The sequence below is a fragment of the Cupriavidus numazuensis genome, assembly GCF_905397435.1.
Taxonomy (GTDB): domain Bacteria; phylum Pseudomonadota; class Gammaproteobacteria; order Burkholderiales; family Burkholderiaceae; genus Cupriavidus; species Cupriavidus numazuensis.
The window spans coordinates 1-21,049 of record NZ_CAJPVI010000094.1; the positions used below are offsets into that span (position 1 = coordinate 1).

A 21,049-nucleotide genomic window follows, 5' to 3' on the forward strand; every position below is an offset into this window, starting at 1 on the left:
AGTTCGTCGGCGGCTGGATGGCGGTGGAGCGCACCGACTCGGTCCGCCTGGCCGGGCGTGGCGCGCCCGGAACGCAGCTCGGCGGCGGCGCGGTGCTGGGCCGGCGGTGCTGGGACCAGTCCGCCGGCATTGGCCTGGACCTGCAGGTGCCGGACGCGCGCCGGCTGGAAGGCCTGCTGCCCGGTGGCCCCGATCACGATCTGGTGGCATGGCTGGTGCGCAGCCATGCATCGCAACCCTTCGACGTGCAGCTCGCGCTGCAAGTTGCCGAGCGGCCGGCCACGCGCCTGGGCGGCGGCGCCCGGTTGGGCTGGACTGCGTGGCTGGCCGGTGGTGCTGCCGGGCGGCCCGCACCGGTGCGGCTGTCGCTGCGTGCCGGCGCCGACACGCTTTCATGATCCGAGACAAGCATGGACATCGATATCCGCACACTGCTGAGCCGGCTTAATCCGGAATGCCGCCACGCGATGGAGGCTGCGGCGCAACTTTGCGTGCGCCACACCCACTACAACGTCGATGTCGAGCACCTCTTGGTGCAACTGCTGGAGGTCGAGGCGCGCGACCTGCACGTCATCCTCGAACACTTCGGCATTGCGCGCGAGACGCTGTTGGCGCAGCTTCACAAGGCCATCGACGGCTTCAAGCGCGGCAATGGCCGCACCCCGGCGCTGTCGCCCAACTTCTCGCCGCTGTTCCAGGAGGCCTGGCTGCTCAGCTCGATGCTGCTGGGCGAGCAGCAGGTGCGCGCCGGCACGCTGGTGCTGGCGCTGCTTGAAGTGGAAAGCCTGCGCGGCCTGCTTCTGGACTCGGCGCCGTCCCTGCTGAAGATTCCGCGCACGGCGCTGCGCGAGGCGCTGCCCGTGCTGCTGGGTGCCGGCGTTGGCGGCGGCGTGCCGGCCGATGGCCCCGGGCGCGCCATGCCGGCGATGCCGCAGGCCAGCGCCGGCGGCGCACAGAAGTCCGCGCTGAACCAATACACGATCGACCTGACGGCGCTGGCGCGCGAAGGCGCGATCGACCCGGTGCGCGGGCGCGACGGCGAGATCCGCCAGCTTGTGGACGTACTGCTGCGCCGCCGCCAGAACAACCCCATCCTGACCGGCGAAGCCGGCGTCGGCAAAACCGCGGTGGTGGAAGGCTTTGCCCAGCGCATCGTGGCTGGCGACGTGCCGCCGGCGCTGCGCAATGTCTCGGTGCGCTCGCTCGATCTGGCCTTGCTGCAGGCCGGTGCCGGCGTCAAGGGCGAGTTCGAGAACCGGCTCAAGTCGGTGATTGCCGAGGTCGCAGCCTCGCCGGTACCGGTGATCCTGTTCATCGACGAGGCCCACCAGCTGATCGGTGCAGGCGGCAGCGAAGGGCAGGGCGATGCCGCCAACCTGCTCAAGCCGGCGCTGGCACGCGGCGAGCTGCGCACCATCGCCGCGACCACCTGGGCCGAGTACAAGAAGTACATCGAGCGCGATCCGGCACTGGCGCGCCGCTTCCAGATCGTCAAGGTGGAGGAGCCGAGCGAGCCAGTGGCCGTGGAGATGCTGCGCGGCATGGTGAAGAAGCTCGAAGCGCACCATGGCGTGGAGATCCTCGACGATGCCGTGCGCGATGCGGTCAAGCTGTCGCACCGCTATGTGTCGGGACGCCAGCTGCCGGACAAGGCGATCAGCGTGCTCGATACCGCCTGCGCGCGCGTGGCGATCGCGCAGAACGGCGTGCCGGCAGAGATCGAATCGCTTGGGCGCAGCATCGAAAACACCGAGAACCAGTTGCGCATCCTGCGGCATGAGGCGGCCACCGGCACCAGCCGTGCCGACGAGATCGCCACCGCCACGCGGCAGCTCGAGGAAGCGCGCAGCCAGCATGCGCGCCTGTCCGACAAGCTGGTGGTGGAAAAGCGCGTCGTCGACGAGATCCTGGCGTGGCGGCGCAAGATCGCCGCGTGCCTGGCCGGCCAGGCGGGTGGCGAAGCGGGCGCGGATGCGCAGGACAACGAAGACAGCGACGACAGCGCCGAATCGCTGAGCGCCAACCTGACGCGGCTTGAAAAGGGCCTGGAGGCCGTGCAGTGCGATGAGCCGATGGTGCCGGTATGCGTCAATTCGGGGGCGGTGGCCGAGGTCATCTCGAGCTGGACCGGCATCCCCGTGGGCCGCATGCTGGCCGACGAGCTTCACACCGTACTCCACCTGCACGACAAGCTGGCCGAGCGGGTGGTTGGCCAGGACGAGGCGCTCGACGCGATCGCGCGGCGCATCCGAACCTTCCGCGCCGACCTCGACGACCCCGGCAAGCCGGTGGGCGTGTTCCTGCTGGTGGGCCCGAGCGGCGTTGGCAAGACCGAGACTGCCTGCGCGCTGGCGGACCTGCTGTACGGCGGCGAGCGCAACATGATCACCGTCAACATGTCGGAATTCCAGGAGGCGCACAGCGTATCGGGGCTCAAGGGCGCGCCGCCGGGCTATGTCGGCTACGGGCGCGGGGGCGTGCTGACCGAAGCGGTGCGGCGCCGCCCCTATAGCGTGGTGCTGCTCGACGAAATGGAGAAGGCGCACCCCGACGTGCTGGAGCTGTTCTTCCAGGTGTTCGACAAGGGCATGATGGAAGACGGCGAAGGCGTACCGATCGACTTCCGCAACACGGTCATCCTGCTTACCTCGAACGCGGCCCAGGACGTCATCACCGAAGCCTCGCAAGGCGGCCGGCGCCCGCCCCCGGAAGAACTTGTCGAGCGTTTGCGCCCGGCCCTTCTGCAGCGCTTCAGCCCGGCCTTCCTGGCGCGCATGGTGCTGGTGCCTTACTACCACCTGGGCGATGCGCAGATCACCGCCATCGTCGACCTCAAGCTTGGCCGGATGGCGCAGCGCTTCGAGCGCAACCACAACGCCCGCCTGACCTGGGACGACGCGCTCGCGCGCACCATCGTGCAGCGCTGCAGCGAAGTCGACAGCGGCGCGCGCAACGTCGACCATATCCTGACCCAGTCGGTGCTGCCGGAGCTTGCACATCAGGTGCTGGAGCGCATGTCGATCGCCGAGCCGTTCGGCGGCGTGCATCTCTCGCTTGACGCGCAGGGCGGCCTGGCCTTCCGTTTCCTGCCGCCAGCGGAGGCCTGAGGCAATGATTCCGGCCACCGCCACCCAGTCCGACAGCTTCGCCACGGTCACCACGCCGTTTGGCGACGATGTGCTGCTGCTCGACGGGTTTGCCGGGCGCGAGGCGCTTTCCGAGCTGTTTTCCTTCCAGCTGCGCATGCGGTCCGCGGACAAGGCGCTCGATGCCAGCCGCATCGTTGGCCAGAAGGTCACGGTCAAGCTGCAGCGGTCGGGCGGCTTCCTGCGCTGTTTCAACGGCATCGTGACGCGCTTCGCCCATACCGGCGCCGACCCCAGCCATGCGTTCTATAGCGCCGAGCTGGCGCCGCGCCTGTGGCTGCTGACGCTGGCGCGTGACCGCAGGATCTTCCAGAACCAGAGCGCGCTCGACATCATCCGCACCGTGCTGGGCGAGTTCGAGGTGGCTTTCGACGCGCGCGTCACCGCTTCGCGCTACCCGGTGCGCGAGTACTGCGTGCAGTACGACGAAAGCCCCCTGCAGTTCATCTCGCGGCTGATGGAGGAAGAGGGCATCTTCTACTACTTCACCTTCTCCGACGGCGCGCACACGATGGTGCTGGGTGACAGTCCCTCGGCCCACACCGCGCTGGCCAACGAGGCCGAGCTGTGGGGTGGCCAGCCTGGCGAGCAGGCGGCGGGCCTGCCGATGCTGGCGGCCTTCCGCATGGAACAGGGACTCGGCCCGGCCAACCACGTGCTGGTCGACTATGACTATGTGCAGGCGCAGACCAGCGAGGGCAGTGCGCAGCCGGACTCGAGCGCGCCCGGCGCGCGCCAGTATATTTTCCCGGGGCGCCACAAGGATGCCTCGGATGCTGCGCGCAAGGCGGCGGTGCGGGTGGCCGCGCAGCAGGTCGAGGCGCGCTCCGGCAGCGGCGAGAGCAACTGTCACGGCCTTGCCGCAGGCAGTACCTTCACCCTCAGCGGCCACGTCAATGCGGCACTGAACGCCGAGTACGTGGTGCGTGCGGTCGAGCACTCGGTGGCCGGCAGCCACTATGCCAACAGCTTCACGGTGTTCCCGCTGGCGGTGCCATTCCGCGCGCCGCTGGTAACGCCGCGTCCGCTGGTGGCCGGCACCCATACCGCAACCGTGGTCGGCTCCCAGGGCGAGGAAATCTGGACGGACCAGCACGGCCGCATCAAGCTCAAGTTCCACTGGGACCAGGCGCCCGGCGCAGACCAGGACAGTTCGTGCTGGGTCCGGGTGGCGCAGGGCATGGCCGGCCAGGGCTGGGGCCACCTGTTCCTGCCACGCGTCGGGCAGGAGGTGGTGGTCAGCTATGTCGACGGCGACCCCGACCGGCCGCTGGTGACCGGCAGCGTCTACAACGGCCAGGTGACGCCGCCCGTGACGTTGCCCTCGATGCAGACCCAAAGCGTGATCCGCTCGCGCACGTCCAAGAACGGGAGTGCCGGTAACGAGCTGCGCATGGAGGACAAATCCGGCGCCGAGGAGCTCTACCTGCACGCGCAGCGCGACATGAACGTGGCGGTGGAAAACAAGCTGTCCACCACCGTGGTCGGCGCCGGCGAGTCGCATGTTGTGCAGAAGGGCGACCGGCTGGTCGAGGTGCAGTCGGGCAACGAGACCCACAAGGTGAGCGGCACCCGCAGTCTCGAGGTGAGCGGTGACGAGACCCGCACCAACGGCGCTGCCTTCACCCAGGAGGTCAGCGGGACCTACAAGCTCAAGGTGTCGGGCGATCTGGTGATCGACGTGACGGGCGCCATCACCATCAAGTCGGCAGGCTCGGTGGCGCTCGAGGCCGGCACCTCGCTGAGCAACAAGGCGGGAACCACGCTGGCAAACAAGGCAGGTACCACGCTGAGCGGCGAGGGCCTGACCGTGCAGCAGAAGGCCTCGGCCTCGCACACGGTGGAAAGCGGCGGCATGCTCGAGCTCAAGGGCGCCATGGTGAAACTGAACTGAAGCCGCCGATGCACGCCACCGCCCCCCTGGACATTGCCGCCAACGCCAGCACCGCCCCCGCCCCCGCCGACATGCAAGTCGTCGAGGAGCGCGACGCCGCGGGCCAGCTGCTGTCGCGCTGTGGCCTGGCCGGCGGGCTGCCGCACGGCCGCATGGAGCGCTTCGCCCCGGACGGTACGCTGCTGCTGGAAGCCAACTATGTGGCGGGCAAGCTGTCGGGATGGCTGCGCAACTATGACGCAGCCGGCGAGCCGGTGCTGGCTTCGCACTATGCCGGTGGGCTGCCCCACGGTCCCAGCGAAAGCTACCTGCAAGGCCGCCTGGCCTGCCGCGAGCACTACGTGAACGGCGTGCTCGAAGGCGAGCGCAACTGTTATGGACCTGCGGGCGAACTGGTGGCGCAGGCCGTGTTTCGCCGGGGCCTGCTCGAAGGCGAAGCGATCTGGCTGCACGAAGGCGTGGTGGTGCGGCGCAGCCGCTTCCGTGCCGGCAAGCTGGAAGGGGAGACCCGCAGCTATGCGGCGGACGGGACCCTGACGCTGTCCGAGCCCTATCGCGCCGACCTGCTGCATGGCACCGCACGCCGCTTCGACGAGGCCGGCCGTGTCAGCTGGCAGCGCGACTACACAGATGGCAAGCCGCGCGGCGAATGGCGCGCGGCGGCCGCAACCGACAATGGCGCCGCCGCGCCGAGTTTTTCCCGGCGCCTCGAGCGCTGGGTCAGGGGCTGAAGCGATGGGCATCCAGGTCAATACCGGCACCACCATGCAGTGCAGCTTTGGCGCGGCGCCATCGACGTTGTGCGTGCTGCCGGTCAATCGCGTCATGGCCGGCGCGCCGGCGGCCAACGTGATGGACAACAAGCCGATCGTCAATGTTCCGCCATTCGGCAGCTGCAACTCGATGGCCAATCCGGTGGTGGCGGCAGCCACCGCGGCAGCGTTGGGCGCGCTCACGCCGATGCCCTGCGTGCCTGTGACCACCGCGCCGTGGATGCCGGGCTCGCCCACCGTGCTGATCGGCGGCATGCCTGCGCTGCAGAACTCTTCCAAGCTGATGTGTGCCTGGGGCGGGGTGATCCAGATCGTGGCGCCGGGCCAGACCACCGTGATGACTGCCTGATATCAATATGACCTACGTCTTTTCCATGACTTCGCGGATGGTAGCCATCGCCGTGAGCTGCGCGGTGGTGCTGTGCGCGCTGTTGTTCCTGATGGGTATGGAGATCGGCGCCCGTCTGGCGCATCCAGCCCCGGCCGCCGCCCCAATGCAGATGCCAGCGCAACAGCCGGCGCCGGAGTCAGGCCAGTTGCCCGCGCTGGCACAGACCAGCGCGCCCGGCGCCGTCGCCGAGGTGGCGACCGAAGTGGCGACCGAAGTGGCGACTATTGCCAGCCCCCCCAAGATTCAATGAAACCGAGCGGATTTCGTCCATGTCATTTGCTGATTTTCCCGTTGCGCTGACCCTGTCGCGCGCATTCTCTTCGCGCCTGAGCCGCGCCGCCGCGACGCTGCGCTCCCCGCTGGCCTGCGTGCTGGCCGCAGCGGCGGTCTGCCTGCCGGTAGCGGCAGCGGCCGCCGGCACGCCGGCCGCTGCCCGCTCGCTCCCGGCCAATGCGTCGGCCAGCACATCGGCCAGTACGTCGACTCCCGCCGGCTCGCCGGTGGTGACCTCCACCGGCCTGGTGCAGATGCCTGACGGCCGCTTGCTGGCGCCGGAGTTTGCCCGTATCTACGAACGTGGCGAACTGGTGGTGGCGGTGCTCAAGGTCGACCAGCCTCCCTTCTTCCAGGAGCGCGACGGCCAGCTGCTCGGGCTCGATATCGACCTGGCCCGCGAACTGGCGCAGAAGCTGAACGTCCGACTGCGCTTTAACCGCGATGCCACCACGTTCGACGGTGTGGTCAGCCTGCTGGCGCAGGGCAAGGCCGATATGGCCGTCAGCAAGCTGTCGCGCACGCTGCCACGCACCCAGATCATCAGCTTCAGCACGCCTTACCTGCGCCTGAACCGCGCGCTGCTGCTCAACCGCGTCAAGTTCGCCCAGCTGGCGCGCGGCCGCCCGGTGCCCGACGTCATCCGCGCCTATGACAGCTCGATCGGCGTGGTCGGCAATTCCTCCTACTCCGAATACGTGACCAGCAACTTCCCCAAGGCCTTTGTCACCCGCTACCCGACCTGGGACAGCGCGCTCAAGGCGCTCGACGCCGGCCAGGTCACCGCGGTCTACCGCGACGAATTCGAGGTCAAGCGCGTGCTCAAGGCGGACCCGACCGCAGCGCTGCGCCTGCGCGTGGTGACCCTGCACGATCTCGAGGACACCCTCGGCATTGCCGTTAACGTGTCTGCGCCGGCGCTGCTGGCCTTTGTCAACCAGTTCCTGGCGGAGCGGCCCAAGCACCTCGAAGTGGCTGATGTGCTGGAAGCCGCCGCGCAGTAAACACCAGGAGAGAAACCAAGATGAACACGACCAAGCTATATGCCTTTGCCCTCAACCCGTGGGTCGTGATCGGGAGCCTGACGCTGGGCGGCGCCATGGGCCTCATGTGGCCCGCGATGGCGCAGCCGCTCGGCGTGGTGGGTGATCTGTACGTGGATCTGCTCAAGATGACCACGCTGCCCTTCATGGTGTCGGCGGTGATCTTCAGCCTGCAGCGCCTGTTTCGCGACGGCGGCGCCTCGCGCCTGCTGATCCGGGTGTTGACGGTGTTCATCGGCGCCTCGGTGCTGGTGGCGCTGGTGGCCGCGGTGGTGCTGATGCTGCTGAGCCCGGGCACCAACCTGTCCGCCGCCACCATGCAGACTTTCGGCGCGATGGTCGGCCATGACAGCAATTCCAGCGATACCGTCATGAACCTGTACGGTGCCGACATCCCGGAGAAGTCGCTGCGGTTTTCCGATGTGCTGACCAGCCTGATCCCGACCAATATCTTCGCCGCGCTGGCCAATGGCGACGCGCTCAAGGCGCTGGTGTTCGCGCTGCTGTTCGGGCTGGCGGTGGGACGCGTGCCGGAACGCATCTCGATTGGCCTGAGCCTGTCGCTGGAGACGATCTATCACGCCTGCCAGAAGCTGATGCACTGGCTCAGCTACCCGCTGCCTGTGATCCTGTTCTGCATGAGCGCGGCCCAGCTCGGCAAGTCCGGCTTCGAGCCGCTGCAGGCCATGCTGCAGTTCGTCATTGCCTTCTTCGTGGCCTCGGTGCTGCTGCTGGCGCTGGCGGTGGCCATCATCTGGAAGCGTTCCAGCCAGAGCCTGAGCGACACCCTTAACGCACTGCGTGCGCCGTTCGCCCTGGCCCTGGCCACGCGCAACAGCGCTGCCTGCATGCCCAGCATGATCGAAAGCCTAGTCGACAGGCTGGGCTTTGCGCGCGCGCGTGTGGAGCTGCTGGTGCCGCTGGCGGTGTCGCTGTTGCGGGTGGGGCCGATGGTGTACTACGTGTGCGCCACGCTGTTTATCGCCCAGCTCTACGGGCGCGCGCTCGGCCCGGTCGAGATCGCCACGGTGGTGATGGCCTCGGTGCTGGCGGGCTTTGCCTCGGCGGGCATGACCGGCCTTGTCACCGTGTCACTGGTCGGCATGACCTGCGCCTACCTTGGCCTGCCGTTCGAGGCGGCCTTCATTCTGTTCCTGGCGGTCGATCCCGTCTGTGACATGCTGCGCACGCTGATCCTGGTGATCGGTAATGCCGCCGCAGTCTCGGTGATCTGCCCGCGTCCCCTCAAGATCTGACTCTGACAGCACGAGGCGCGTCATGGCGATGATTGGCATTCTGGGCGGCATGGGGCCGCTGGCGACGGTGGACTTCATGGACCGCGTGGTTCGGCTGACCGATGCCTCCTGCGACCAGGAGCATCTGCCCATGGTGGTGGCGCACCTGCCGCACACGCCGGATCGCTCGCGATCGATCCTGGCTGGCGACGAGTTGCCGCTGCCGCATCTGCTGGCGGGCATCGACCTGCTCAACCGCAACCAGGTCGGGCTGGTGGTGATTCCGTGCAACTCATCGCATCACTGGTACCCCCAGTTGCGGGAGCGCAGCAGCGCGCCGATCCTGCATATCGCCAGTACCTGCGTGGCGGCGCTGCCGCACGGCACCCGCCGCGTGGCGGTGCTGGCCACGCGCGGCGCGCTGGCTTCGCGCATCTACCAGGACGCGCTGGCCGAGCGCGACATCCAGCCGGTGGTGCCGGACGAAGCCGAGCAGGTCCAGGTCGACACCTGCATCCGCTCGGTCAAGGCCGGCGCGCTCGAGGCCGCGGGCGAAGCCCTGCAGGCTGTGCTGGCTTCCCTTGCCGCGCGCAATATTGGCGTGGCCATCATGGGTTGCACGGAAATCCCGGTGGCGCTGCGCCAGCTCCGCTCGGCGCCGCTGACGATGATCGACAGCACCCTCGAACTGGCGCGCGCCACCGTGGCCTTCGCCATGGAGCGCGGCTGGAACAAGGCCCAATGAAAGCTCTGCGCTGGCTCTCCAACTCCTTTCCGGGCCTGCTGCTGTGCCTGGTGGCCGGCGCTGGCGCGGGCATGGTGATGGCGCCGCTCGGCACTGTGGCATGGCTGTTCGGACAGCTCTACCTGTCAGTGGTCAACATGGCGTCGGTGCCGCTGCTGGTGGTGGCCACCTTCTTCGGCCTGCGCCAGGTGCTGACGCTGCCGCGGCCGGGCCTGCGCACCGGCACCCTGCTCGGCGTCGGCGTGGCGCTGCTGGCGCTGTGCGCGGTGGCGGGCACGCTGGCCGGCGTGCTGATGGCGCCCGGTGCCGGCCTGACGCACAGTGCAGGCGGCGAGCTGGGCCAGCTGATCCTGAAGCAGGTGGCCGACGGTGGCGAGGTCCGCATGGACCTGGCCGGGCGGGGCGCGGACGACAGCGCGGCCAGTGTGGGGGTGCCGGCGGCGGAGCTGGAAGACATCGTCCCCGACAACTTCTATCGCGCGCTGGCGCAGGGCCACACGCTCGGCATCCTGACCGGCACCATCCTGTTCGGCCTGGCGTTCGCGGCCCTGTCGCGCGAGCAGACCAGCATGCTCAGCAACGTGTTCGAGGGCATCTACCGCACGTTCGAAAGCATCATCGCTCACGCCAACTTATTGCTGCCGGTACTGGCGTTCGGGCTGGCTGCGCACCTGACCATGCATACCGACTCCGCCACGGTACAGGCCATGGCCGGGGTGCTGTCCAGTTTTACGGTGCTGTGCCTGCTGCTGAGCGTGGCTGCGGCGCTGGCTATCGCGCGCTGCGCGCGGCTGCCGCTGGCGCAGGTGATGACCGAACTGAAGGGGCCGATGATGGTCGGCCTGGCTTCGGGCAGCGCGACGGCGCCGATCCCGCATGCGATCGAGGTAATGAGCACGCGCCTGGGCTTTCCGCGCGGGCTGGTGGAACTGACGGTGCCGTTCGGCTCGGTCTTCCTGCGCGCCGGCTCGGCGTTGTATTTCGGGCTGGTGGCGGTGTTCGTGGCCAACCTGTACGGGCACCCGATCGGTGCCGGCGAGCTGGTCTGGATTGCCGGCGCCGCCACCGTTGCTGCCTGCCTGTCGGCCGGGCAGAACGGCGTCGGCACGGTGGCTTACGCGGGTGTGGTGCTGTCCGCGCTGCAGTTGCCGGTGGAAGCCGCCGGCGTGCTGCTGCTGGCGGTGGACCCGATCTGCGACGGTCCGCGCAACGCGCTCGGCCTGATCTGCACCTGCGCCGTCGTGGCGCTGGTGTCGGTGGGCCTGCCCAGCGAACGCCCGGCGCCGCAGCCGGTGCAGATGGAGCCGCGCGGCGGCGTGGTGCTGCGGCTGGTATTTACACGCGCGCAAATGATGCTGCTCGGCGCCTGCGGGTTGGCCGCGGCGGCGCTGATCGTGCTGATGGGAATCGGGGTGGGCGCCAAATGATGGCCGTCCGCCGACAGTCTGGAGACATGCAATGAAGGTAGTGTCGATCTGGCGTGGCATTGCGCGTAGGGCAGGTGGACTGCTCCTGGCAGGCACGCTGGCGGCTTCGACGGTGCTGCTGGGCGGCTGCGCGGCGCCGTCGTTCCTGAGTTTCAAGGGCGAGCGCGTCAAGTGGAAACAGGTTGTCTTGAATGCCGCCGACGACGCCAACGGCAACAGCCCGGTGGCGGTCGACGTGGTGCTGGTCAGCGACGAGGCGCTGCAGGGCCGGCTGGTCGATCTGCCCGCCTCCAAATGGTTCGCGGGCCGGACCGATCTCAGCAATACCTACCCTGGGAGCCTGCGTATTCGCAGTTGGGAACTGGTGCCGGGACAGCGCCTGGAAGTCCCGCCCCAGGACTTTGAAGGCCCGCGTGTGACGGCCGTCTTCGTATTTGCCAACTACCCGGAACCGGGCGCACATCGCGTCCGGATCGATCAATTCAGCGGCACGCTGGCAGTCCAGCTGAACAGCAGTGCCGTCAGCGTCTCGACAAGCAAATGAGTGTTCTGCAATCTTCTTCCCATGGCCGGCATCGCGCCGCAGCCGCGGTAGCTGGTGGAGCCGTCCATGCGTGACAACCTGACACTGGTCGACCGTGTCGAATGGCACGAAGGGATGCTGCTGGCACCGCAGCATTTCCAGTTACTGGCAGCCCGCCTCGATTCCTTGGTGGCCTGGCAGACGCTGGCAGCGGCCCCGTTCAGCTGGGGGGTTCGGCGCCTGGTGTTCGACACCGGCCTGCTGCCGGTAGGCATCGTGCGCGTGCTGCAACTCGACGCGGTGATGCCGGACGGCACCGCGGTCTCCTACAGTGGCGACGATGAACGGCTGGGGCCGCTGGAACTGTCGCTGGCACCGTTTGCCGAGCAGCTCGCCAGCGGCACGGTCGACATCCACCTGGTGCTGCCGGTGGCGGGGACCATGCGGCGCGACGCACAGGTGCGGCGCTTCCGCTCGGTGCTCGGCGCCCCGGTCGAGGATGAGGTATCGCAGGCGCCGCCGGCGGACATTGCACGGCTGGTGCCCAACCTTGCCCTCAGTGCCGGCGCACAGCCATCCTCGCTCTATGTATCGCTGTGCCTGGGCACGGCCTACAAGGACAACGAAGTGGTGCGGCTGGGCGAGCGTCTGCCACCGTTGCTCGAGGTGGGGCGCGACACGCCCTTGTGGACGGCGGTGGCGTCGATGCTCGGGCAGTTGCGCAGCAAGGCCGCATTCGTTGCCAAGCAGACCGCGGTGCCATCCTCCAAGGCCGACGATCGCCTGACCCAGCTTGAACTCAGGGACCGGCTGCGCTGCCTGCTAAGCGATCTGCCGCTGGTCGAGGCGGTGCTGCGCACGCCCCATCTGCATCCGCTTGCGCTGTATCTGGCGCTCGCCTCGCTGCTGGGGTCGCTCAGCATGCTGCGCCCGGGTGCGCTGCCGCCGGTGCCGCACGACTACGACCACGCCAACCCTATGACCGCGTTCGCGCCGCTGCTGCGTGCGGTGCGCGAGTCGCTGGCAGAGGTCAGCGAGGCCTACCGCGAGCACAAGTTCGAGTTCCGCCACGGCGCCTTCGAGATCGCGCTGCAACCTGACTGGATCGGCGAACACCTGGTGGTGGGGCTGCGCGGCCAGTCCGAACGCGACCTGCGGGCATGGATGGATGGCGCCATGGTGGGCTCGCAGTCGGCCTATCCGTCGCTGCGTGCGCATCGCGTGCTCGGCGCCGCGCGCCGCGTCGTCGAGCATGCCGACGAACTCGGCGTGCGCGCGGGCTCCGGCTATGTGCTGTTCGAGATCGAGGCCGATCCGGCGCTGATCCACGGCAACGAGGCCATGGTGATCGGCAATCCGAACGAAGGTGCCAGCGCGCAACGGCCGCAAGAAGTACTGCTGTTCGTCAAGGGATGACAGACAACATGAAGGCAATCTGAAAATGGCACGCTATCGACCCGAAGCCGAGGATGACGATCTCGCCGGTGAGCAGTTCCGCGCCTTCCTGGACGAACTGGTCAATGCCCAGGCGCGCCTGTCCGAGAGTGCCGACGCCACGCCCGAGGCGGTGGCGCAGGGCATGAGCCGCCACCTGCTGAACCTGCTGGAGTTGCAGACCTTGCAGTCGCGCCGCGACAGCACGCGCTTCGAGATGGAGGACGTCGCCGACGCCCGCTACCTGAAGGCGGTGCTGGCCGACGAGATCCTGCTCAACACCGATTGGGCGGGCCAGGCGCAGTGGCATGCCCACCTGCTGGAATCCGCGCTGTTCCGCACCAATATCGCCGGCGATGAGGTGTTCCGCCGCATTGAGCAGTTGCTGCTGGATCGCGAGCCATCGCGCCGAAAACTGGCCCGGCTGTACTTGTCTGCGCTGGCGCTGGGCTTCCAGGGGCGCTTTCGCGGCGCCGATGCCGAGGCGCGCCTGCGCAGTCTGCGCGAGGAGCTGTATGAGTTTGTCTACCAGCGCCGTCCCGACCTGAGCGGGCGCGACCGCGTGGTCAGCGAGGCGGCGTACGCGCACACGCTCTCGCATATCGCGCCGCGCAAGCTGCCGACCATGACGCGCTGGACCGTGGTGTTCGCGCTCAGCCTGGTCAGCCTGCTGGCCCTGTCCGAGGTGCTGTGGCTGTGGCAGTCGTGGCCGCTGCGCCAGGCATTGCGCGCCGATACGGTGGTGGGAGCCAATCCATGAGCCGCGTCCAAGCTGAAGCCAGCGGGGGAGCCATGGCATGCTGACCAGCAATCTCTTCCTGATCTCGATCGGCGTGCTGACGCTGGTCGCATTTGCCGTGCTCGGCCTGGTGCTGTACTACGCGGCGCAGGGCGGGCGCGCCAAGCCCGCCGGCGAACGCAAGATCGTGCGGCTGCGCACCGATACGCTGCGCGCGGCGTTTCGCCAGGCGATCGAACTGATCGAGGGGAATCTCGTTTCGCGCGCGGAGCGCTACAACATCCCCTGGATCATGGTGCTCAACGAGGGCGACGACGCCCGGCCGCTGCCGATCGCCCAGTCGGGCGTGTCCAGCGCGCTTGGCACCGACGCCGCCAATGCGGCCGCGACCCAGGGGATCTCGTGGCACTTCTTCGACCGTGGCGTGGTGATCGACATCAACGCCGGCTACCTCGGTTCGCCCGATGACGATGGCGATGAAAAGCCCTGGGACGAGTTCCTCGGGCTGTGCCGCAACTACCGTCCGCAGCGTCCCTTCGACAGCGTGGTGATAACGGTGCCGGCGGCGAAGCTGCTGGCGGACGACACCGACGCGCAGCTCGAGCTGGTGCGGCGCGCCAAGCTCGTGCACCGGCGTCTGTGGCTCGCGCAGAACCGCTTCGCGGTGCGCTTCGCCGTCTACGTGGTGGTGACCGGCGCCGAAGCGCTGCCGGGTTTCGCCCAGTTCGCGCGGGACCTGCCCGAGCCGATGCGAGCCAGCATGCTGGGCTGGTCCTCGCCCTACGACCTGTCCGCCACCTACCAGTCGGACTGGGTCGAGGCTGCCTTGTCGTCGATCGTGCGCAGCGTGTCCGACAGCGCCGCCGAGTTGCTGGCGGCGGCGCCGCCCGACCTCGACGCGCGCCAGTTGCTGCTGCTGCCGGCCCGCATCGAGGCGATGCGCGCGCAGCTGCAGCGCTATATCGACGAGCTGCTGCGCCCGAGCGCCTATCACGAGCCGTTCTTCTTCCGAGGCGTCTACCTGACCGGCGACAGCGGCGAGCTGGCGGCGCAGGGTCTGAGCGGCGTGCCGCGCGGTGAGCTGGAGCGGGAACGCGAAGACAGCGAGAGCCTGCCGGAGCGCATTGAGCCGGTGCTGGACGCCGGCGAAGGCAGTGTCGCTGGTGGCACGCACCTGACCGAGCTGATGCTGCAGCCGGCCTTCCTGCGCGACCTGTTCGACAAGAAGATCTTCCTGGAATACGGCCTGACCCGGCCTTCGCGCTCGCAGCACCTGGCTCGCCCGGTGGTGCACCGCGCGCTGCGCTGGGGCGGCGTGGCGCTGTTGGGGGTGTGGGGTGTCGGCCTGGCGGTGAACACCTGGCAGCTCGGGCAACGCAAGGCGGAGCTGCTGGCAGCGCTGGGTGGGCTGCGCAATGCCAGCCAGCAGCGTGCGCAGGCGGAGCAGGCCGGCCAGGAGCTGCCGCCCGAGTGGTACCGGCGCCAGACGCTCGGCCTGATCGATATGAACCAGCGCCTGATGGCGCAGTCGACCTGGTCCGTGTTCATGCCTGGTTCCTGGAGCCCGTTCGACGATCTGGACGAGCGCGTGCGCGAGCATTTCCAGCGCGAATTCGGCAAGGTGGCACTGCCCACGATCCACCGCGAGATGCTGGCGCGCGTCAGCCAGCTCACCGGTGTCGTGCGCGACCCGAGCACCGCCGAGCTGGTGATCGGCGACGACTGCGCGGCGCCCGCGGGCGCGCGCGGTGACGCGGGCGGTCCGCGCAGCCTCGCGATCGAGGACCTGCCCGAGATGCGCGCGCTGCAGCAGTATGTGGGGGCGGTCGACCAGTTCGATGCCGCACTGTCAGCACTGCAGCGCCTGGAAAACGGCGGTGAAGGGCGCAGCGAGGCGCTGCGCACGGTAGTGCGCTATGCGCTGGGCGCGGAACTGCATGGGGATGTCTCCGGCACCTTGTCGTATTTCCGCACCGACGGCGGCGCCGGCCGCGGCGCACAGGCCATGATCGGCAGTGCGCCGGCGATAGGCCCGACGCAGGTGGTGCAGCCGCTGCGCTGCAGCTACGACAAGGGCGCGCGTCAACTGGAGGCGCGCCTGTTCAGCGACAACGCCCTGCTGGTGGCGGAGCGATCGGTTCGGGACGGCCTGGAGGCGCTGGGCGGCGCCGGCACGGACTTCAGCCATGTGCTGGGCGACTATCGCGGGATCGTGGCGGGCATCGCTACGCAACAGGAGCTGCTCGCGGGCGGCAAGGCCGGCTGGCTGCGCCAGCCGCAGTTTGCGCCCGGCCAGGCCTACGAGCGCCTGCTGGCGCAGGCCACGCGCAGCCGCCTGCTGGGCGAGGACCTGGTGGCGCGCCAGCGCGAGCGTTCGCGGGCCGGCTTCGCCGCGCTGCGCGAGGAACTGGCGCAACGCTTCAGCGGTCCCGAGGCGGGCATCGTCTGGCAGGACAAGGAGGGCCGCTACGCGGTGGCGCCCGAACGGCTGGCGCTGCGCGACCGCCTGGCCGCACTGGTCAGCCAGCCCTTCATGACTGCGCCGCGTGACCTGCCGCTGCCCGCGCTCGGTGCGCGCACGGTGGTGAACTGGGACCGCCAGCAGCTCGACCAGGCCATGACCCTGGCCGAGACCCGCAAGCGCTTCGTGGGCGAAGGCCTGGCCGACCTGCCGGGCGCCTCGCGCGATACGGTGGCCCGCAGCATCGACGCGCAGTTCACCCGGCTGATGATGGACCAGGTGGCGGCAGCCGCGGTGGTCGCGCCGGCCGGCGCCGCGGGCAGCACCGGCAGCGACAGCGCCGCGTTCGAGGCCGCGCTGGGCCGGCTGGTGAAGATCAAGACCGCCCTGGCCGAGATGCACGCCACGGCGCGCGTGGAGGATCTCGATGCGCTGATCTCGCGCGATGCGCTCGCGCATCTGCGCGCGGTTGACGAGGCCCTGCAACAGTCCGAACTCTATGCCATCCGCCAGTCCGGCGGCGATGCCCGCAGCCGGTCGCCGATGCTGGCAGCATTCGGCCTGAGCGATGCGGCCGGCCTCGGCCCCTACCTGGACCAGCAGTCGGGACGCGCGCTGGCGTTGGGGCGCGAGGCCTCGCTCTACCTGGGCGTGCTCAACGCGGGCGATGCCGCCTCGCCGCTGGCGCAGCGCTGGCTGGCCATCACGCGCGACCTCGAGCGCTACCGGCTGAAGAACCCGAACAGCCACCTGCTGATGCTTGAGCAGTTCATCCAGGGAATGGCCGCCGATGGCGGCCGCGGGGGCTGCTTTGGCCGCTTCGCCAGCCGCCTGCCGCGCGGTGCCGACGACTACTTCGCCACGCTCCAGGCACGTGTCTACGAGGGCTTGCTGGCGCGCTGCGCGCAGGGGTACTTCGCTGAACTGCAGCGCCAGTGGGACGGCTTCTCCGCGATCTTCAATGAACGCGTGGCAGGGCACGCGCCCTTTGGCGCAGCCGTGCAGGGCGGGGCCAGCCCGGCCGAGCAGACCATGGCCGACTACGGCGAACTCGGCCGCGTGCTCAAGCGCTACGAGCAGGTCTCGACGGTCTATCGCGAGCCACGCGGCGACGGCCCGCTCAAGGGTCTGTCCTCGGGCATGCCAGTGCACCAGTTCATGGACAGCTTCGAGCAGGTCAGGACGTTGCTATCACCACTGTATCCGGTGGATGACAGCACACCCGGCGGCTACGACGTGAACGTTGACTTCCGTGTCAATCGCAGCGCCGAACTGGCCGGCAACCAGATTATCGACTGGAGCCTGAGCGTGGGCGCGCAGAGCCTGTCTCAGCAGGAGGCACCGCGCTCGCTGCGCTGGGAGTACGGCATGCCGGTCATGCTGACACTGCGCTTCGCCAAGGATTCGCCGCTGCAGGCCGCGGCGGACCCGCGCCAGCGCGCACTGTCCACCGACGGCAGGTCGATGACCTGGCGCTTTGCCGACCCCTGGGCGCTCATTTCCTTTATCGGGCGCCAGCGTGTGGCGGATCCTTCGGTGCGCGCCGAGGGTGCCGCCTCGCTGCTGCGCTTCGATTTCCCGCTGGCACCGGCCACCCCGGCAGATCTGAGTGCCGTGCCGAAGCAGGGACAGGGCCGCGTGTTCCTGCGCATGGCGCTGACCCCGGCCGGCAAGAAGACGCCGCTGCCGTGGCCGCGCAGCTTCCCGACCCGTGCGCCCGACTGGCACCCGCTGTGAGATCGCTATGACTATGAGACCGCCCAATCTTGCCGAAGCCGCGGGCGTGCCGCCGCTGGACCTTGAAACCCTGATCAGCCCGGTCCCGGGCGACGCGCCCGCCGGCATCTCGCTGCGCTACGACGCCCTTTATCCGGCAGTCCGCGCCGCGCGACATCAGGATGACGCCACGCTGCCAATGGGCGAGTGGGAGCGCCCACTCGCCAAGGCTGACTGGGGCCGCGTGGCCGCGCTGTGCAGCGAGGCGCTGGTCGGCCGCAGCAAAGACTTCCAGCTGGCCGCCTGGCTGTGCGAGGCCTGGACCCACATGCACGGTGTGGCCGGCTTTGTGGCCGGCACACGCGCCCTCAGCGCGCTGGCGCAGCACTACTGGGACGACGGCCATCCCGCCATCGAGCACGGCGACAGCGACGCGCGCTGCGCGCCCTTCGCCTGGCTCAACGAGACGCTGCCGCTGGTGCTGGCGCTGCACGTGCCGCTGCTGGTCTTGCCCGATCTGGATGTGCCCACGGTCTCTCTGGAGCGCTGGGAACGGACGGCCACGGGCGGTGAGGAGGGGCTGAGCCGCGACTCCCTGGTGCGGCGCGCCGGCGAGGGGCGCAACCAGGCTGCGCTGGTGGCAATGCGGCGCCAGCTCGACGCTGCCATGCAGGGTTGGCACGAGTTCGATCTCGCCATCGATGCCCGGCTCGGCGGCGAAGCCCCCAGCCTGCGGCGCGTGCCGGAGGCACTGCAGCGCCTGCAGCGCGCTGTCGCCACGCTGCTGCAGGGCTATGACGAAGTGCTGCAGGAACAGGCGCCGGACCCCGGTGCGTCGGCGGTCATGGATGCCGCAGCGGAGATCGCAACGGAGGTCAGCATGAATGAATGGCAGGAGCCGATACGGGCAGCGGCTCAACCCCTGGTCACGGCCCCGGTGGCCGGCGCCGGGTTGGCCCCAGGCCAACCGGCGAACGGCATTGCCAACCGGACCCATGCCTACCGGCTGCTCGAGGAAATCGCGGATTTCCTGGCGCAGAACGAGCCGCACAGCCCCACGCCCTACCTGCTCAGGCGCGCGGTGAGCTGGGGCCAGATGCCGCTTGCAGAACTGATGCGCGACATCCTTCGCGAGGACGGCGACGTCCATCGCTACCTGGCGTTGCTGGAACAGCAATAGCCCTGAACCGTTGAATCCATGCGGAAACCCCGTTTTTTCTAAGGACAACAACCATGCCGACAACTCGCGACATCTGGGTCTATGCAGCCGAGAAGGTTTCCAACAAAGGCGTTATGGCCCGGATCGGGCATTCGGCTCGCTTCCATGGCCTGCGCAGCGCGATCAACTCAAAGGGCTCCTTCGCCTCCAAGGCGCTGGGGGGGCTGACTGCGATCGGCCGGGCCTCGCTGAGCCTGATCCCCATCCCCGTGATCGGCGGCCTGATCTCGCAGGCCGAGACGGCGATCGAAGGCAAGCTGCGCAGCTACATGCACACCCGCAAGCTGAACAGGGGAGGGCCGATCACGGTGGAGGAACATGTCAAGTTCTCGCTCAAGGAAGCCAGCGTGGCCGACATGGACCGCTACCGTTTCAAGGTGACCCATTCGGTGGACGAGATGAAGGCCGCCGGCGACGCGTGGAATGCGACCGGGCGCGTGGGCACGGAAAATGGCACCGCGCGCTGCGCCGGCAAGCTGGACCTGGCCCTCAAGGTCGCGCAGGCGGAGCGGCGCCTCGACATCTTCGACAACAAGGTTGCCGAGCTCCAGGCGCTGCTGAGCGCCTGCTCGACGTGGTCGCAGCAATGCCGCAGCAGCGTGACCGACTACAAGAACCAGGTGCGCGAGCACTTCCTGGAGTCCGCCAGGGCCGAGGACTACCTGGCCAACTCCGCGGCTACGCCGGCCGCCAAGACCCAGGTTGCCGCCATCATCATGTCCCACCACAAGGACTGCGGCGACTTCTGCGTGCATCACGACAACAAGACCAACACCACCTGGGACCGCGTCCGCTCAGTCGGTGCCGACGTGGTGCGCGAACTGCAGGCACCGTTTTCTGCGGAGTCGTTCCTCAGCCTGAACCGCGCCAGCTTCGAGTCGGCCAACCAGGTCGACAACTACAAGCCCAAGGACCAGCGTTCATCCTGAGGCCAACGAACGCGCCCGGGTGCGGACACTCGGGCTCGTGTCGACGGCATCGTCCACCGCATTCAACTTGAGTGCCAGGCGCAGCGCGGATGCCGTCGCTGATGATTATCAGAAGGGGGCTCTGCGACGAAATCACTTCCGCGCTGGACGCGGAAGTGCAATGGCTCGTCCTCTGCAGATGGCGATCCTATCACGCGCCGGGCGATCGGCGCCCGCTCGCGTTGCCGGTCTATCGACCAATGGTTTTTGCTTGCTGTGCGAACTGCTTCTCGGCAAGGCCGACAAAGAACCAGATGAGCACCCCGTGCGCAAGCGCCGCAAACAGAATGCCGAACAACATGGCACCGGGCGCGATTCGATTCGGTTCCGCAGCAACAAGAACTGAAATCCCGAGGACTTGCACGACGATGTTGATCCCAACCATGCCAAGGACCGCGTAGCGTTTTTCTTCTCGATCAAAAGAACGGTTGTTGATGCGAGCAAACGAGAAAGAGCTCCACGTCACCGCCGCCGCGAGCGCGCCGATGCTGCCTGCTGAGCCGGCATCGATATCGAATAGTCCCAGCGTGACTGTGATTGCCGCAAGCAACACGACGTAGGCGACAGTGAAACGGATGAAGAAGCCTTTGAGTGACACGATCGAGACCTCCACAAGCTTGTATGAAATGGGCCATCGGAGGAGCGCCTTCAAGTGGCCGCCACATCCTTTGCGCAGATCATGCGTGGGCCCGCCCGCCGGGAATGTTCGAGCCCACACCAAGAGGGTACTGATATCTCAGCGGGAGTAGCCGGTACACAGGTGGAGGAGAGGCATACACCGTCCGATTGGGGGCGACGCGACCCCGGATGTTTTCACACCCCGAGGAACGGCCCGCTAATTCCTGTCGCCTCAACAGAAGTTTCGGCTTGCCTTATCCGAACAGTAAGTCGAGACACGGCGACTCGTCCGGCGACCCTAATGTTATGTACTGCAACAACTGCACGTATTGTCCGCATTCTTGGCACCTGTGGCCTGGTGTTGCGCTGGGCTTTTCCCGCCTTGTTGTATTTCAGCGGGAAGGCGGCCCGAGTTTTCGACAGGCCCCCACTTTTTTTGGCTGG

General features: G+C 68.2%; 17 protein-coding genes. 16 read left to right on the forward strand and 1 reads right to left on the reverse strand.

The features are described 5' to 3' along the window. The 16 genes from KHO41_RS38730 to KHO41_RS38805 form a co-directional block, all read left to right on the forward strand. Positions 1-398, forward strand: a 398-nt coding sequence (locus tag KHO41_RS38730; RefSeq protein WP_211958507.1) for a type VI secretion system baseplate subunit TssG, incomplete at its 5' end; no start/stop codon positions are given. A 12-nt stretch (positions 399-410) separates the two neighbouring features. Continuing rightward, positions 411-3,107 carry a type VI secretion system ATPase TssH gene (gene tssH / locus KHO41_RS38735; RefSeq protein WP_211958508.1) on the forward strand — a complete coding sequence of 899 codons (2,697 nt, stop codon included), beginning with the start codon at positions 411-413 and terminating at the stop codon, positions 3,105-3,107. A 4-nt stretch (positions 3,108-3,111) separates the two neighbouring features. After that, complete coding sequence (gene tssI, locus KHO41_RS38740; protein ID WP_211958509.1) at positions 3,112-5,040, forward strand: type VI secretion system Vgr family protein; 1,929 nt, start codon at positions 3,112-3,114, stop codon at positions 5,038-5,040. Between the two features lie 8 nt (positions 5,041-5,048). Beyond that, a complete protein-coding gene (locus KHO41_RS38745; RefSeq protein ID WP_211958510.1) occupies positions 5,049-5,771 on the forward strand; it encodes a toxin-antitoxin system YwqK family antitoxin in 723 nt (240 codons plus the stop codon). 4 nt (positions 5,772-5,775) lie between these two features. Continuing rightward, positions 5,776-6,162, forward strand: a complete 387-nt coding sequence (locus KHO41_RS38750; protein ID WP_211958511.1) for a DUF4280 domain-containing protein — start codon at positions 5,776-5,778, stop codon at positions 6,160-6,162. A gap of 7 nt (positions 6,163-6,169) precedes the next feature. Further along, the gene (locus KHO41_RS38755) at positions 6,170-6,454 is read left to right on the forward strand and encodes a hypothetical protein (protein ID WP_211958512.1); all 285 of its coding nucleotides are present in this window, start codon (positions 6,170-6,172) and stop codon (positions 6,452-6,454) included. A gap of 19 nt (positions 6,455-6,473) precedes the next feature. Next, positions 6,474-7,481, forward strand: a complete 1,008-nt coding sequence (locus tag KHO41_RS38760) for a substrate-binding periplasmic protein (protein ID WP_211958513.1) — start codon at positions 6,474-6,476, stop codon at positions 7,479-7,481. Between the two features lie 20 nt (positions 7,482-7,501). Then, a complete protein-coding gene (locus tag KHO41_RS38765) occupies positions 7,502-8,776 on the forward strand; it encodes a dicarboxylate/amino acid:cation symporter (RefSeq protein WP_211958514.1) in 1,275 nt (424 codons plus the stop codon). 22 nt (positions 8,777-8,798) lie between these two features. Continuing rightward, positions 8,799-9,500, forward strand: a complete 702-nt coding sequence (locus tag KHO41_RS38770; protein ID WP_211958515.1) for a cysteate racemase — start codon at positions 8,799-8,801, stop codon at positions 9,498-9,500. After that, positions 9,497-10,927, forward strand: coding sequence for a dicarboxylate/amino acid:cation symporter (locus KHO41_RS38775; RefSeq protein ID WP_211958516.1), 1,431 nt, complete (start codon positions 9,497-9,499; stop codon positions 10,925-10,927). Before KHO41_RS38770 ends, KHO41_RS38775 begins: the two co-directional genes overlap by 4 nt. A 31-nt stretch (positions 10,928-10,958) precedes the next feature. After that, positions 10,959-11,471 (forward strand): hypothetical protein, encoded by a 513-nt coding sequence (locus KHO41_RS38780; RefSeq protein WP_211958517.1) that lies wholly within the window; start codon positions 10,959-10,961, stop codon positions 11,469-11,471. A gap of 66 nt (positions 11,472-11,537) precedes the next feature. After that, positions 11,538-12,866 (forward strand): type VI secretion system baseplate subunit TssK, encoded by a 1,329-nt coding sequence (tssK, locus tag KHO41_RS38785; RefSeq protein ID WP_211958518.1) that lies wholly within the window; start codon positions 11,538-11,540, stop codon positions 12,864-12,866. Between the two features lie 25 nt (positions 12,867-12,891). Next, positions 12,892-13,644 (forward strand): DotU family type IV/VI secretion system protein, encoded by a 753-nt coding sequence (locus KHO41_RS38790; protein ID WP_211958519.1) that lies wholly within the window; start codon positions 12,892-12,894, stop codon positions 13,642-13,644. 37 nt (positions 13,645-13,681) lie between these two features. Continuing rightward, positions 13,682-17,821 carry a type VI secretion system protein gene (locus KHO41_RS38795; protein WP_211958520.1) on the forward strand — a complete coding sequence of 1,380 codons (4,140 nt, stop codon included), beginning with the start codon at positions 13,682-13,684 and terminating at the stop codon, positions 17,819-17,821. 7 nt (positions 17,822-17,828) lie between these two features. Then, positions 17,829-18,980 (forward strand): type VI secretion system protein TssA, encoded by a 1,152-nt coding sequence (tssA, locus tag KHO41_RS38800; protein ID WP_211958521.1) that lies wholly within the window; start codon positions 17,829-17,831, stop codon positions 18,978-18,980. Positions 18,981-19,033: 53 nt separating this feature from the next. Then, entirely contained in the window at positions 19,034-19,948 is a 915-nt protein-coding gene (locus tag KHO41_RS38805) for a hypothetical protein (RefSeq protein WP_211958522.1), read from the forward strand. 229 nt (positions 19,949-20,177) lie between these two features. On the opposite strand, the gene KHO41_RS38810 is transcribed toward KHO41_RS38805, so the two are convergent. Further along, positions 20,178-20,585, reverse strand: coding sequence for an ABZJ_00895 family protein (locus tag KHO41_RS38810; protein ID WP_211958523.1), 408 nt, complete (start codon positions 20,583-20,585; stop codon positions 20,178-20,180). Positions 20,586-21,049: the final 464 nt, after the last annotated feature.

Excerpts from the sequence above, each read along its gene's own strand:
- tssH (WP_211958508.1), top strand. The coding sequence starts at position 411 with ATGGACATCGATATCCGCACACTGCTGAGCCGGCTTAATCCGGAATGC.
- tssI (WP_211958509.1), top strand. The coding sequence starts at position 3,112 with ATGATTCCGGCCACCGCCACCCAGTCCGACAGCTTCGCCACGGTCACC.
- KHO41_RS38745 (WP_211958510.1), top strand. The coding sequence starts at position 5,049 with ATGCACGCCACCGCCCCCCTGGACATTGCCGCCAACGCCAGCACCGCC.
- KHO41_RS38750 (WP_211958511.1), top strand. The coding sequence starts at position 5,776 with ATGGGCATCCAGGTCAATACCGGCACCACCATGCAGTGCAGCTTTGGC.
- KHO41_RS38755 (WP_211958512.1), top strand. The coding sequence starts at position 6,170 with ATGACCTACGTCTTTTCCATGACTTCGCGGATGGTAGCCATCGCCGTG.
- KHO41_RS38760 (WP_211958513.1), top strand. The coding sequence starts at position 6,474 with ATGTCATTTGCTGATTTTCCCGTTGCGCTGACCCTGTCGCGCGCATTC.
- KHO41_RS38765 (WP_211958514.1), top strand. The coding sequence starts at position 7,502 with ATGAACACGACCAAGCTATATGCCTTTGCCCTCAACCCGTGGGTCGTG.
- KHO41_RS38770 (WP_211958515.1), top strand. The coding sequence starts at position 8,799 with ATGGCGATGATTGGCATTCTGGGCGGCATGGGGCCGCTGGCGACGGTG.
- KHO41_RS38775 (WP_211958516.1), top strand. The coding sequence starts at position 9,497 with ATGAAAGCTCTGCGCTGGCTCTCCAACTCCTTTCCGGGCCTGCTGCTG.
- KHO41_RS38780 (WP_211958517.1), top strand. The coding sequence starts at position 10,959 with ATGAAGGTAGTGTCGATCTGGCGTGGCATTGCGCGTAGGGCAGGTGGA.
- tssK (WP_211958518.1), top strand. The coding sequence starts at position 11,538 with ATGCGTGACAACCTGACACTGGTCGACCGTGTCGAATGGCACGAAGGG.
- KHO41_RS38790 (WP_211958519.1), top strand. The coding sequence starts at position 12,892 with ATGGCACGCTATCGACCCGAAGCCGAGGATGACGATCTCGCCGGTGAG.
- KHO41_RS38795 (WP_211958520.1), top strand. The coding sequence starts at position 13,682 with ATGCTGACCAGCAATCTCTTCCTGATCTCGATCGGCGTGCTGACGCTG.
- tssA (WP_211958521.1), top strand. The coding sequence starts at position 17,829 with ATGACTATGAGACCGCCCAATCTTGCCGAAGCCGCGGGCGTGCCGCCG.
- KHO41_RS38805 (WP_211958522.1), top strand. The coding sequence starts at position 19,034 with ATGCCGACAACTCGCGACATCTGGGTCTATGCAGCCGAGAAGGTTTCC.